General features: G+C 37.2%; 13 protein-coding genes, 2 pseudogenes and 1 riboswitch. Of the genes and pseudogenes, 14 read left to right on the top strand and 1 reads right to left on the bottom strand.

The annotated features are described in order from the left end of the window. Positions 1 to 4 precede the first annotated feature (4 nt). The 3 genes from HZI73_RS23795 (at position 5) to HZI73_RS23785 (ending at position 4214) form a co-directional block, all read left to right on the top strand. Positions 5 to 1264 carry a Glu/Leu/Phe/Val family dehydrogenase gene (locus HZI73_RS23795; protein ID WP_212695829.1) on the top strand — a complete coding sequence of 420 codons (1260 nt, stop codon included), beginning with the start codon at positions 5 to 7 and terminating at the stop codon, positions 1262 to 1264. A 403-nt stretch (positions 1265 to 1667) separates the two neighbouring features. Continuing rightward, on the top strand, positions 1668 to 1919 hold the full coding sequence (locus tag HZI73_RS23790; protein ID WP_212695828.1) for a hypothetical protein: 252 nt from the start codon (positions 1668 to 1670) through the stop codon (positions 1917 to 1919). 249 nt (positions 1920 to 2168) lie between these two features. Beyond that, entirely contained in the window at positions 2169 to 4214 is a 2046-nt protein-coding gene (locus tag HZI73_RS23785) for an alpha-L-fucosidase (protein WP_212695827.1), read from the top strand. 181 nt (positions 4215 to 4395) lie between these two features. Here the strand turns inward: HZI73_RS23785 and HZI73_RS23780 are convergent, their stop codons facing one another. Beyond that, on the bottom strand, positions 4396 to 5814 hold the full coding sequence (locus HZI73_RS23780) for an alpha/beta fold hydrolase (RefSeq protein ID WP_212695826.1): 1419 nt from the start codon (positions 5812 to 5814) through the stop codon (positions 4396 to 4398). A gap of 229 nt (positions 5815 to 6043) precedes the next feature. After that, positions 6044 to 6218, top strand: a riboswitch (cobalamin riboswitch). Positions 6219 to 6334: 116 nt separating this feature from the next. On the opposite strand from HZI73_RS23780, the gene cobU reads away from it, so the two are divergent. From cobU to HZI73_RS23735, 11 genes and pseudogenes are all read left to right on the top strand, one after another. Next, the gene (gene cobU, locus HZI73_RS23775; protein ID WP_212695825.1) at positions 6335 to 6895 is read left to right on the top strand and encodes a bifunctional adenosylcobinamide kinase/adenosylcobinamide-phosphate guanylyltransferase; all 561 of its coding nucleotides are present in this window, start codon (positions 6335 to 6337) and stop codon (positions 6893 to 6895) included. A gap of 6 nt (positions 6896 to 6901) precedes the next feature. Further along, complete coding sequence (cobS, locus tag HZI73_RS23770) at positions 6902 to 7639, top strand: adenosylcobinamide-GDP ribazoletransferase (protein ID WP_212695824.1); 738 nt, start codon at positions 6902 to 6904, stop codon at positions 7637 to 7639. Between the two features lie 78 nt (positions 7640 to 7717). Then, positions 7718 to 8305, top strand: coding sequence for a histidine phosphatase family protein (locus tag HZI73_RS23765; protein ID WP_212695823.1), 588 nt, complete (start codon positions 7718 to 7720; stop codon positions 8303 to 8305). A 19-nt stretch (positions 8306 to 8324) separates the two neighbouring features. After that, the gene (locus HZI73_RS23760) at positions 8325 to 9077 is read left to right on the top strand and encodes an AIR synthase related protein (protein WP_212695822.1); all 753 of its coding nucleotides are present in this window, start codon (positions 8325 to 8327) and stop codon (positions 9075 to 9077) included. Positions 9078 to 9269: 192 nt separating this feature from the next. After that, complete coding sequence (locus HZI73_RS23755; protein ID WP_212695821.1) at positions 9270 to 9596, top strand: cupin domain-containing protein; 327 nt, start codon at positions 9270 to 9272, stop codon at positions 9594 to 9596. Between the two features lie 249 nt (positions 9597 to 9845). Continuing rightward, positions 9846 to 10772, top strand: a pseudogene (locus tag HZI73_RS26920) (ABC-F family ATP-binding cassette domain-containing protein); the annotation flags it as partial. Between the two features lie 36 nt (positions 10773 to 10808). Next, positions 10809 to 11282 (top strand): annotated as a pseudogene (locus HZI73_RS26915) (ATP-binding cassette domain-containing protein); the annotation flags it as partial. Between the two features lie 135 nt (positions 11283 to 11417). Further along, on the top strand, positions 11418 to 11810 hold the full coding sequence (locus HZI73_RS26910) for an ABC transporter C-terminal domain-containing protein (protein ID WP_408648288.1): 393 nt from the start codon (positions 11418 to 11420) through the stop codon (positions 11808 to 11810). Positions 11811 to 11911: 101 nt separating this feature from the next. Beyond that, positions 11912 to 12679: a hypothetical protein gene (locus HZI73_RS23745; RefSeq protein WP_212695820.1), complete on the top strand. Its 768-nt coding sequence runs from the start codon at positions 11912 to 11914 to the stop codon at positions 12677 to 12679. A 69-nt stretch (positions 12680 to 12748) separates the two neighbouring features. Continuing rightward, complete coding sequence (locus HZI73_RS23740; protein WP_212695819.1) at positions 12749 to 13342, top strand: Crp/Fnr family transcriptional regulator; 594 nt, start codon at positions 12749 to 12751, stop codon at positions 13340 to 13342. A gap of 89 nt (positions 13343 to 13431) precedes the next feature. After that, complete coding sequence (locus HZI73_RS23735) at positions 13432 to 14205, top strand: SDR family NAD(P)-dependent oxidoreductase (RefSeq protein WP_212695818.1); 774 nt, start codon at positions 13432 to 13434, stop codon at positions 14203 to 14205. The last annotated feature ends 99 nt before the right edge of the window (positions 14206 to 14304 follow it).

Below are 14304 nucleotides of genomic sequence, written 5' to 3'. Positions count from 1 at the left end.
GCATATGTCAGAAAAAACGCTTAATCCTTTTAAGATTGCACAATTGCAGCTCAAAGAAGCATGCGATGCATTGGGGGAAGAAGATGCAGTCTACGAGTTGCTTAGCGAACCTGAAAAAGTATTAGAAGTGACCATACCAGTGAAGATGGATGATGGCACAACGAAACTTTTTACAGGATATCGTGTGCAGCATAATGACGCATCTGGTCCTACAAAAGGAGGCATAAGGTTTCATCCTGGTGTAACCAAAGATGAAGTAAAAGCGTTAGCAACTTGGATGACCTTCAAATGTGGGGTTGTGGGTTTACCATACGGTGGCGCAAAAGGTGGCGTAATCGTAGATCCATCCAAGCTTTCCAAGCGTGAGTTAGAAAGATTGTCAAGAGGCTATGTTCGAGCTATTGCTCCTATTATTGGCGAAAGAAGAGACATTCCTGCTCCTGATGTGAACACAAATGGACAGACAATGGCATGGATGGTTGATGAATATTCTAGTCTAAGAGGTATTGGGCAGACGTTACCTGCTTCATTTACAGGAAAACCTGTCGAGTTTGGTGGATGTCTTGCTAGAAAAGAAGCAACAGGTTATGGTGTTGTACTTATGCTTAGAGAAGCAGCAAAGTACAGAGGCATGGATATTAAAGATATGCGGGTAGCCGTTCAAGGATTTGGTAATGTGGGTAGTTTTGCTGCTATGTATGCCCAATCTTTTGGAGCAAAAGTTGTAGCTGTATCTGATGTATCATGTTGCTTATATAATAAAGATGGTTTAGATGTGAACGATCTAATGGAATATGTAGAAACAAACAAGACTTTATCTGGCTATAGTGGTCAGTGTGAAGAATTAGATAGAGAAGAAATATTTGGTGTAGAATGTGATGGTTTTGCTCCTTGTGCTCTTGAAAATGCTATAACGAGCCAAAATGTTAGAAAGATGAAAGCTAAGATTATATCCGAAGGAGCTAACGGTCCTACGACACCAGAAGCAGAAGAATATTTGCTAAAGAATGATGTATTGATTATTCCTGATATTCTTGCTAATGCTGGCGGTGTTATTGTTTCCTATTTTGAATGGGTTCAAAATCTACACAATTATTATTGGCGTTTTGATGAAGTACAAGAGAAACAAGAAGTAAAAATGGTTGATGCTTTCATGAAAGTAACAAAAGCCATGGAAGAGCGACATGTGGACATGAGAAAGGCTGCTTATTTAGTAGCGATTAAGAGTCTTGCAATGCCTATGAGACTCAGAGGTTGGTTTTAATCATTAACTAAGGAACGATCTGCAATGAATACAGTCTTTAACTATTTTAAGGACACGTTAAATTGTTCATAAGCAAATCGGTACCCTAGATATGTGCTAGAATAATGAGCAATCTAGACGTTCCATAGTTAAATTTTTAGTGATAGATATAGTCTTCCTTAAGCATTAACTGCTGATAACTGTGACGATATTTATGAGAATAAATATTACTATTAGTGGTTAATTACAAATTTTCGCACCAAGCATATGCTTGGTGCTTTTTGTGTGCATTCAGCATGGGTATAATCCATAGGTTAAAATTTTTATGTTAAATCTTCTTTATGTGCATGGGTTAAGGGATTTTGGATAACCTATAGATAAACAATGGACTTTGTGTTTAAAATACGAAAAAGGAAGGTTTGCTATGAAAACAATTTTGGGTATAAAAGTGAGTAACAGATTAGAGGAAGTCGACCGTATGCAGGATATTCTAACGGAACAAGGCAGTATAATCAAAACACGTTTGGGATTGCATCAACAAGAAAAGGGATATAATTCTAAAGAAGGCATTATTCTACTTGAGTTAGATGAAGATACAGAGGATAATTGTCAAGTATTAGAGAAGTCTTTGGAGACTATTGAAGGCATTCAAGTAAGTAAGATGACTTTTTCTTAGTAGACGATACTGAAAAATATATTTTATATAAATAATTGAAAATGAAAGGGGTTATATGATAATATAGATTATGGATTAAAAGTGAAAATTCTTGAAATTATTCCTTAGGATGTTTTGTAAGAGGATAAAAGAAGTCATTAATGGACGAGAATTTTAACAGGTACTCTGATAGAATATGATAACAAGACAGGTTGCACCAGAATAACAAAAGAGACTACCTTTGGGTAGCCTTTTTAAAGGAGGGAAAGAATGAATTGGTACAACGCACATCCGAGAAAAATACATTTTGACATGCACTCACCTAAGAGGATAAAGGACATAGGAAAAGGATTTGATGCAAAGGCTTATGGAGATCAGGTGAAAAATAGTGGTGCTGATGCAGTGGTGGTGTTTGCTAAATGCGCTTATGGTTATACATACTTTGACAATAATTTTTTACCAATGCATCCAGGATTGATTAGAAAAGATCTGTTTGGGGATATACGTACCGCACTTTTGGATAAAGACATTGAGACCATAGCATATTTCTCTACATCTAGTCAGACCATTGAGATGGAGACATTGCATCCTGAATGGATTGCACAAGACATAGAAGGAGAATTTATTCATCATGAAATGGATTCAGAAATTGCTATGGTATGTATGAATAGTGATTATTGGCAGAAGGCGTTCATTCCGATGATAAGGCAAATTGTTGAGAAATATGGCATTAGTGGAATTTGGATGGATGGGTATTATCAGCTGCTCAATAAGACTTGTTATTGTGAAAGATGTCGTAAAGACTATGGCCATCCAATTCCTGTTGAAAAAGATGACCCTAATTGGCGTTCTTATTATCATTATGTACATAAAAAGATCAATCATATCCTTCAAACCATTAAAAATGAAGTGATTGAAGTTAATCCAAAATGTTGTATCGGTGGTGACTGGATTGGGTCAGTCATGTGGGGGGATGTGGTACCACATGCAATCGATTTTTTTAGTTGTGATGTCCCTGGACGTAATGGCTCATTTAATACAGCTTATGCATCGTCAGCTTGGTCTTGGCGTTCTTTACCAATGGATGTGTACAGTGAACGCATGTATTGGTGGCAAGATTTTAACACGAGACCCGTGTCATCCGTAATACGAGATCAAGCAATAACCATTGCTTCTGGGGGTATTTGGATGATTGGCGATGTGATAGCACCCTACGCAATGAAGATTGATTCAGAGAAAAGTCGATTCTATAAAATGGTATTCGATAGCTTGGAACGACTCTATAAAGAGACTAGAGAAGGTCGCTCAACAGCAGAAATTGCAGTGCTGCTTAGTGTAGAAGATACAAGGAATTATGGAGATCATTGGAATGTACAAGAAAGTAAACACAAGGGTATGTATTCGGCAATAGTGGAAGCAGGATTTCCAGCCCATAGCCTCTTCGAAAGTGACCTAAAAGAGCACCTCAAATATTACAATGTCCTTGCAATATCAGAAGCACAATTCCTAAGTGTTGATGCTATAAAAGCCATTAAAGCATTTGTTGCTGTTGGAGGTAAATTACTTATCGTTGGGTCTATTCCAGCTGTGTTAGATCCAGAGTGTTATGTAGACGATAACGTGGTTCTTGATAGAAGTGACTTTGAATCGCTGACTGGGACAAAGTGGTTTGGAAGATATGAAAAAGATGTTAGTTTTTTTGATGTTAGGGGCACTTTGATGTCAGATTTATGGGGTGAAGGGATGTTTAAATTGCCTGAAAGTGTTAGTGGCAAAGCTGTTAAATCTGGACCAAATGGTGCTAAAGTATTATGTCACATGACTAAGGTTGGCAGCAGTTTTCAGATCGGTGCATCCGTGCCAGGAGAATTATCTGAGGATGTTGCATTTTCTGTAAATAGCTATGGTAAAGGAACAGTTATGTTTGCAGCTCAACCCTTATCAAGTAATGCATGGGAAAATGGGCATGTTGGTAGTTATCATGCAATTCAAAGCCTTATTAAAGCACTGCTTGTAGAGCCGGAATATTCTTTGATTGGACCTTCTAATGCTCAGGTGTTTCTAATGCGTGGTTGTAAAGATACTTACACGATAGTTTCCCATCAACAACCTGCACAGAAAGCGGCATTTAGACAAATGATGAGGCCATCTACCACTACAGGTTGCAAGCTTAGGATTAAAGGACGTATTGTTAAAGCCGTGGATAGTTTAACGGGTACAGAACTTACCAGCGACTTTTTAGATGGTTATACAACTATTCTTGTACCTGAATACACATTGTTCGCCACTATTGGAGTGGAGAGATGCAAGGCGTAGCGTTTAAAATTAATTGATCCGTTTTATTCGTTTATATTACCTGTTAACGTTAATAGACCCATATATCATGTTAACCAATGCCCTTGTATACGTTCATTTTTGAACAGCTTTTTGGATAATCAGCAGGGGGCAAAGGTTCTTATTATAACATAATAGATGGGTCTTTATCTTGACTTAGTTTTTACTTATTTTTTATAAAGACTGCAATATCATCAATAACAGCACTGTCTACAGTGGATGGAATGGCATATTCATCAGGTCCAGGCGTACCTTCACCCTTGAAGAAAAGGTGATTAAGACCTTCGTAGAGTTTAAAGGTTACATTGTCCATATCCGATAAGCCTTCTTTGTAAAGGTTAAATTCATCCACGGTTACTTGATAATCTCTGCTGCCTTGAAGAATCAACAGTGGTTGCTTTATGGATTTGGCAAGGTCTACAGGATCATAGTCTTTTAGGTCAAGCCAATAGGCTTTTGATATACCCCCAAGTTCTTGAATGGTATAATGACTTGTTTCATCTAAATTTCTTACTTTTTCTACAACGGAAGCATAGTAATCTATACTGGCTTGTTCTTCATCTGTAACCTTACCGTCTAGATTAGCTAAATAAGGAATCTGATATTCTAAAAGGTCTTCTAAAGGGCTGGCAGAACCAGCTAACATGATATAACCAGTTGCATCAGGCACTTTCTCAGCAATTCGAGGCATCAAGTAGCCTCCAAGGCTATGACCTAGAATATAAATAGATGATTCTATGTTTTTTTCTTTTTCCAAATAGTCATAGGCATAAGCTGCGTCATCAATGGTTTCTCCATATACCGTTAATGTTTCTGCCACTTCCATCATTTTTTGGCTATGCTCGAAAGTCCTTTTGTTATAGCGAAGAACACCAATACCTTGTTCACCTAGTGCATAGGCAATGTCTTTAAAAGGGCTATTAGGACCGATATTTTCATCCATATCGTTAGGACCGGACCCATGAACCAGAATAAGAACAGGATAGTCCGTAGCATCCTTAGGATAAGTTAAGGCTCCAGTTAAAGGATAGTCATCACTGCCAAAGGTTACGGATTCTTCAATTACATTATCCGGTAGTTTTTTCTCATTGTAGGGTACAAAGTTAAAACCTGCGATGGTTTTGTCTTCGTTAAAGACAACTTTGGTTAGTAATGTAGTATTTTCAAATTTCGTCACCATATTAACAATATGATAACCTTGTTCTTCGGTTTCATAGGTTGACTGAATCTCCTCAAATTGACCTGCCGCACCTAAGATTTGTTGTGATATTGTTTCCAAGGTTTCTTCTGTTAATTGACCAGCTAAAACAGCATCCAGAGCAAAGTCGGATAACAATTTTTTATAGTCGCCTTGTATAAATGTATCTAGAAAGCTTTTGGAGATGTCTTCAAGTGAGCCTTCATTTTTAGTGGTTTTGTCGTTAGTGTTCGTAGCGTCCTCAGGCGTATTAGCTTCTTCTTCTGTATTGTTATCTTGTTCATTAGCAGGTGGTGTGGTGTCTTCTGAATCGCCGTTGTTATTGCTCTGACACCCTGTGATGGTAATCAATACAGTCAATAAAATACATAGTAATTTTTTCATAATTATCACTCCCTCATGTTGTGTTGTGATGCCATAAGCAGGTTATTTTACTTATAATATCGCAACATTTTAAAATGGTTATTAAATAATTAGATAAACATCTAATTACAACATCAGTATAACGAATTAAAGATTCTTTGTCAAGGCATCTTGGGATATATCTTATTTTACAAAGCTTTTATGATGACATGTCTTTTATGGATTGCTTTTATAGACAAAGTAGCCTATAATAGAATTATTGATTTTAGGTTTAAGGAAGCTGGTGAAAGACCAGCACAGCCACCGCTACTGTGTTTACTACTGATGTATAAGATGCCACTGAATATGACAGGATATTATTTGGGAAGGCCATGCATTAGGTTTGATGTATAAGTCAGGATACTTACCTAGAATAGATGTTGCATCCCAAATTGCGTGTGGAAATAGGGGTTTGTTTTTATGCTTTTTTAGGAAATAGATGATAGATATAGGCATAAGCATGCTTAAAGATAGAGTAAATAAAAAATGGGAGTGATTTCGTATGCGTATGACAGTGGTTACAGGTGGTGCTCGAAGTGGAAAGAGTACCTATGCAGAACAATTGGCCAAAGAAAGAGGTCGACATATTGGTTATATTGCTACAGCTGTGGTAACCGACCAAGATATGGAAGAACGTATTAACCGCCATAAAATGTCAAGACCAAAAGAGTGGACAACTATTGAGCAGTATCGGGATTTTGATGCATTAGATGATGGGTTATTAGAAGGTAGAGATCTGTTCTTACTGGATTGTGTAACAACCATGGTGACTAACCTGATGTTTGATGAAGACATGGATTACGATACCTGTAGTAATGAAGCCATTCAAAAGGTGGAAGACTATATTTTTGCAGAAATAGAAAAGCTCCTTCAACGAATGGAAGAAGAACAGAAACAATTAATTGTTGTCACCAATGAAGTGGGTATGGGTTTGGTACCAGCCTATCGACTGGGCAGTATTTTTCGTGATATAGCAGGTCGTGTCAATCAATATCTGGCAACCCGAGCTGATGAAGTATATTTCATGATTTCATCCATTCCCATGAAAATAAAAGGAGCTTGATAGGTTATGAAAGGTTTTATTCTCATGTTAACCTTTATGACAAGGTTTCCTGTGAATTATTATTTTGAATTTAATCGAAGCGATTTTATAAAAGGTATTAAATACATGCCCATTATTGGGCTAATTGTAGGCGCATGCTTGTATCCCATTACTTTTATAAACGGTAAGGTTGATCCCAGTGTCTTTGCAATCCTTGTGTTAATGGTGTATCTCATGATTACAGGTGGGTTACATCTTGATGGATTAGCAGATGTCAGTGACGGGCTGCTTAGTTGTAGAGACAAAGAGCGTATGTTTGAAATTATGAAAGATAGCCGCATTGGTGCCTTTGGTGTTATTGCCCTTATTTTCTACTTTATAAGTATGACGGTGCTGCTTGGCCTAAGTGAAGCTACGACAATTCTGCTTTTTCCACTAGTTGGCAGGTCGATTGCGATGATGGTATGTTCCGTAAGCAAATATGCACGTTTAGCTGGTCTTGGTAAAGACGTTGTGGATGAAACAACCTATAGGCATGGTATTGGAGCTGCCCTTTTTGTGATACTGATGATTATAGGGTTAAAACAATATATTTTGTTAGGTGGGTTTGTCATTACCAGTATTATTGTTGGGTGTTTAGTTAGAAGCATACATAAAAAGTTGGATGGCATCACTGGGGATGTTGTGGGGATGACCATTGAAAGCTCCCAAGTTATCTTTTTATTGAGTACCTATCTGTTAAATCAACTGATGATGGTTCAGTAAGCTATAGATTGTAGATGATGAGTCCATGTATCTTGACTTAGGCTTTTTGATGTTCACATGATAAGTTTGGAGGTTTGTATGAATTTTATCTTGATAAGGCATGGTGAAACACATGCCAACGTAGAAAAACGTATATATGGCGTGAGTCATTCACCCTTTACAGACCATGGTAAGCAGCAAATTAAGGGGATTTTACAATACATACAACATAAATCTGTGGATTGTATCTATACGAGTCCAATGGAACGCACTCAGGTCATGGCAAGTGAGATGGTAAAGCATTTAGGCGTTAGTCTTGAAGTGGTATATGCTCTTGGGGAAATGAATTATGGTATTTTTGAAGGCCTGACGCCTGATGAGGCCATGGATAAGTACCCCAAGGAATATGTGTTGTTTATGAAAGAATACGAGGCGTATGTTATCCCAAATGGTGAGAACTCTATGGACTTTGATCAGAGGGTTATGAGCTTTTTAGATAAGATAAAGGATGAAGAAGGTACATGTATCTGTGTTACCCATGGGGGTGTTATGCGGATAGCTGTTATGCATTTGCTGGGACTTTCTAGTGAGGAACGATGGCATTTTAAAATTGAACCTGGGATGATTATGGAATTGGAATACAACAAAGGTTATGGTAGACTGATTCACATGATCACACCCTATTAACTTAAGAAGGGACTATTTTATGATAAAAAAATTTCGAGATATCACAATGATAGAAATAGATGACCAACATATGCTTACGGTGGCGTGTGATTCATGTGGTGGTATTGGAAATAAAGCGCATGATTTGGTACAAGTAAGTCCATATATAACAGGTTATTATACGGCGTGTGTAGCATTAGCTGAAACCATTGCGCTAGGCTCATGGCCTATAACGGTTGTAAATACGTTATCCGTTGAAATGAATGATACAGGAAAAACCATTCTGGATGGTATTGGTGATGCATTAGATGAGATTGGCATAGATAGGGAAACCATGTTGACAGGGAGTACGGAGGAAAATATACCTGTTACCGTTACCGGTATGGGGATAACGGTAATTGGTAAGTTGAATAGTAGCTTTACCTACCCACGAGCAAAACCAGGCAATATAGCTGTGGTGGTTGGCTTACCCAAGGTCGGGGATGATGTGGTTAACGATCAAGGAGAAATCATGAATCTTCCAACCATGGTGAAACTCAGAAAAACAGATTTTATTCAGGATATCTTACCCGTTGGTTCTAAAGGAATCGGCTATGAAGCATTAGAAATGGCTCGAACAGGAGGACTAACTTTCTGCCCAAAAGAACAGCTAGCAATGGATATGGAACAATCAGCTGGACCTGCTACTTGTGCTGTAGTGGCTCTGGACGGTCAGTATCTGGATACACTGATTGAACAAGTGGATTTACCTGTCCATGTTATTGGGCAATTTATAAAACAAAATACCATGTAATATACAATAAAATGCATGATAAGAAGATAATCGCTTTTCATGGAATAAATGTTAGGAGAAAGCAACATATTTATTGTCTATTTAATAAAGCCGTAACATATATTACCGAATCAGCCGTTTATATGTAGTATAATATATTAGTAAATTGATATATATAAATATATAGCATATAATCGAAAGAGAGGTAATAGCATGATAGAAAAATTATATCACTATAGCACAGAAGATGAAACAGCGGTTGAAAAGATCATTATGGATGATAATGTGCATTATATCCATATGGTTTTTAATAAAGATAAAGGATTGCCAGAACATTTTTCTAATTCCAATGTGTATATGACGATTATCAGAGGCGTTCTATCCATTCAGTTAGACGATCAAGACATCCACAAATATTCCAAAGGGGATATTATTCAGATTCCTTACCAAACCAAGATGAATGTGAAAAATCTCCATGAAGAAGTACTTGAGCTTATTGTCATAAAAGCACCTGCACCACCTCATTATCAAGCTAAGTAGTAGCATGAACCCTAATGAGTTAAAATGATTATGTCATGATGTGAGCAATGCTTGATGGCTATGATTGGATTAACGCGTGTCGTTTCAATACAGATTAACGATGAACTGCATTCTATCAATGGATAGGATGCAGTTTTTAGTATATGTCGTATTTATTTGAGAATATTTGATGATGTGGTGTTGGTACAAGGAGCAAGGTATGATATAATCGATACAGATAAATCGTTAGGCGACGTATAGAAGAAGTTAATGAGAACAGATATTTTAGTAGACAGGCAGGTTATAAACCATATGAACATATTATCAGCAGAGAATCTTACAAAGCGGTATTCAGAGAAAGTCTTATTTCATCAGATATCTTTTGGTATTGACCATGATGATAAAATAGGTTTAATCGGTGTTAATGGCACAGGTAAAACGACCCTTCTTAAAACCATCGTTGGTAGGGAATCACTGGACGAGGGCGTCCTTGTAACAGGACGAGATGTGACCATTGGGTATTTACCACAGAACCCTGAGTTTGATGGTGAAACAACAGTATTGAACCACATTTTTCAAGGGGAAAGTCCCATAATGGCCCTTATTCGAGACTATGAGCATGTTGTTCAAGCTCTTGAAGAAGATGCTGGCAATGAGGTCACACAACAACAGTTGACGGCTCTTAACAGTAAAATGGATGCCATGGATGCATGGAAGATTGAAAGTGAGGCCAAAAGCATATTAACCAAGTTAGGTATCTACAATTATGATGCAAAAATAGGTACTTTATCTGGTGGGCAACGTCGGCGTGTGGCTCTTGCAGCAGCTCTTATTCAACCTTGTGACTTGTTGATCTTAGATGAGCCAACCAACCATATTGATGATACATTGATTAAATGGTTGGAGGACTATTTAAATGGCCGCCAAGGAGCGCTTTTAATGATTACCCATGATCGCTATTTTCTAGATCGTGTCACCAACACGATTTGGGAGTTAGACCAGAGTTGCCTCTATCGTTATGAGGGTAATTACAGCGTTTTTCTAGAAAAACGTGCAGAACGAGAACAAGAGGTTATTCGAAAAGAAATAAAGCGAAGAAATATGTTCCGTACCGAATTAGAATGGATTCGAACAGGTGCTAGAGCAAGGAGTACAAAGCAAAAGGCTAGAATCGATCGTTTTGAGCAATTGAAAGAAGCCAAGGTGGACCTTCGAAAAGACAATCTGGACATCATGGTAGGGTCAAGACGGTTAGGTAAAAAAATCGTTTGCTTAGACCATGTATCCAAGTCTTTTGACAATCAAGTGGTTATTAGCGATTTTGAATATACCGTTCTAAAGGATGACCGAATTGGTATCATCGGGGCCAATGGGCAAGGTAAATCCACTTTATTAAACCTAATAGCCGAGAAATTTCAACCGGATGAAGGTCAGGTGGATAAAGGGGATACCGTTGTTGTAGGGTATTATTCTCAAGAAAATGAAGACATGGATGAGAACCTAAAAGTCATAGAATATATTAGGGAAGTGGCAGAATACATCACCACGAAAGATCATATGCAAATAACTGCTTCCCAGATGTTAGAGCGTTTTCTATTTTCAAAGGAAATGCAATATACGCGTATTGACCGATTATCGGGTGGCGAACGAAGAAGACTCTATTTATTACGGGTCCTCATGGGCAATCCCAATGTGCTTTTACTGGATGAGCCAACCAACGACTTGGATATTCAAACCTTAACCATACTAGAAGAATACATTCAGCATTTTGAAGGGGCTGTTATAACCGTTTCCCATGACCGTTATTTCTTAGATAAAATAGCGGATAAGATATTTCTATTCATGGGTGATGGTAAAATAAAACAATATACGGGCAATTATACCCAGTACATTGAATTGAATGCAGATCCTTCTTCAATAAACAATCAGCAAGATAAACGACAGCAATCGGAGTCTAGCACCTGTAAAAAAGAAGCCTACCAACAGCAACGGGCGAGAGCACCTAAGTTTACCTATAAAGAGAAGATAGAATATGAGACCATAGATGATAAGATTGAAACCCTTGAAGAGAAGCTTGTGAAGGTGGAAGAGGGTATTCATAATGCAGGTAGTGATTATGTCAGGTTACAGGAATTGACAGAGGAGAAAGAGCAGCTAGAAGGTGAATTGGAGGGGTTAATGGAACGATGGACATATTTAAATGAGCTGGCAGAGACCATTGAGAATGGGAAGTAAGGCATTATTGTGGTTTTATATGCAGTAGGGTATATAATAAAAATAGGATAGTAGTCCATAGAGACTTGTTGAATGAAAGGATATGTAAAATGGAGAACACGATGAATCAAAAGAAGTTTGAACTTAAAGATGTTATGGTAACAGCGTTTAACTTATATCGAGATAATTTTAGTTTGTTTTTTAAGATCAATGGTCTTGGTGTACTGATATTATTTATTACTAGCCATTTTATGGACTTAGGTGACATGACAGGTAATATAGGTATTAATTTGCTTATACAATTAATTGGTCTGGTTGTTGCATATTTAGGCATATATTATAATATTAAATTAGGTATAACACTTATTATTGCCATTAAAGAACGGTATTACTGTAGAAGTATTACCATAAAAGAAAGCTATAAACAAGCTAAAAATTGCACATGGCGTGTTATAGGAGCCGTTTTAATACTAGGTTTAATGATCATTATACCCACATACATCTTCACTATAGGTTTTTCGGCTACACAGCAATTATTCTCAAAAATTGTAGCTATTTTGGTAGGCGGTATACCGACTATGTATTTAGTGGTTACATTTGGTTTTTCCATTATGATAAGAGCTTTGAACCCTGAGATTAAAAATTTCTTAATGTATAGCAAACAATTGGTAGTTAATCACTTTTGGGAAGTGTTTATCATCTATCTTATTCCATTCATTATTCAATCGCCAATGAATGTGCTGAAAAATTTTTTACCACCTATCAACTTTGGTACGGTAGGCACTTATTTGTTTAGTCACTTGGGACAGTTTATTGCACTTTTTACAGGTCCCTTTACGCTCGGTGTAGTCGTTATTACATATTTAAAGCTTCATCAAGCATCAGAATAGAGAATTTGCTTTAACATGCCTGCTAGCTTATTCCATAAAAGGTCTTGAAATTGTTATGAGGTGTATGTTGTGAACACAAAAAATAAATCGCTAATTGAAGAGTTAAGAAAAAAAGTCTTTAGAAACCCTCAGTCATCTGATACAGAATTAATGGAACTATCACAGTTCTTTATGGCAAAAGAGTATCGCCGTAACGAATTTCTTGTTAGGGAAGGGGAAAGGTGGAATAAGGTATTTTTTATTCACAAAGGTATACTTCGACTGTTTTATATGGATAAAAAAGGTCGTGAATTTAATAAAGGATTCTTCCAAGAAGGTCAATTTGTGTGGCCCATTGCACCTTCTGCTCAAAAAGAAGACAGTTTATTCAGCATAGCAGCTGTAGAGGATATGGAACTTTCTGTTTGTCTCTTTGATCCCTTTTGCTCATGGTTAAAACAGCATCATTATTGGGACAAATTTGCACTATCAGAAGTAGAAGCATTTGTGGAACAGAAGTTTGTAAGAGAGCATGAATTTCTAATGTATTCTGCAACAGAGAGATATCACAGTTTTTGTGCCCAATATCCAGGGCTTGTAAAGCGTGTTCCAGATTACCACCTCGCTTCCTATATTGGGATTAGTAATGTCTCCTTATCTCGAATAAAAAATGCCTCATTTTAACTTATGTTAATGCGGTATAGTGTCCATCTACTTATACTTATAAGTAGAGGTGATGAATTCCTCTAATTATGAAATCAGGAGGGATAGAAATGAGATTATTACATGAAAAAACAGCACTTATTACAGGGGGAAGTGATGGTATAGGATTTGAAACTGCACGGGCTTTTGCTAAAGAAGGAGCTCATTTAGTGATTGTTGCAAGAGATAAAGAAAAATTAAAAGAAAAAAAGCGTGAACTGGAAAAATATCCTATTCAAGTAACCACCATAAGTGCCGATATGGGATGCAAATCGTCTATTTCAAAGGTTGTTGCAGAAGTTAAACGGAAGAAAATAAAGGTAAATATTCTAATGAATAATGCGGCCATTGCCCGTTTTATACCTTTCGAAAATATGGATGAAGATACCTTAGATTATCATTGGCATCTCAATGCCAAAGTACCTTATTTGCTTATTAAAGCCTTTTTGGATGATTTAAAAAGTACACAAGGAAACGTCATTAATATGTCATCCTATTTTGCAAAAAGAATGCTTCCTGATCGACCATCCACATCCTATTCCATGACCAAGGGTGCTATAGAATCTTTTACAAAAGCCCTTGCTTTTGAATTAGGGGAAAAAGGTGTTCGTGTTAATGCAATTGCGCCTGGGGTTGTTTTAACACCTCAAGTAAAAGCTAATATGGAAAGACTAGACACTGATGCTAGAGATCGCTTTAATGCCATGATAAAACATATCTATCCTTTACAAAAATTAGGGGAACCAGAAGACATAGCGAATATGGCTGTATTTCTAGCTTCAAAACAGGCAAAGTGGATTACAGGAGGGGTGTTTGGTGTTGATGGAGGTCTGACAACCCATTGATTTAAAGTTGTGTATGCATAATAAAATATGGTAGGATCGTCGTACCCTTTGAACCCATGTTACGTAAACGATATATGGGTTCTTTGTTTTTTCTGAAAA

It is taken from the genome of Vallitalea pronyensis (genome assembly GCF_018141445.1).
GTDB lineage: Bacteria > Bacillota > Clostridia > Lachnospirales > Vallitaleaceae > Vallitalea > Vallitalea pronyensis.
This window is presented reverse-complemented; position numbering and strand designations above follow the sequence as displayed.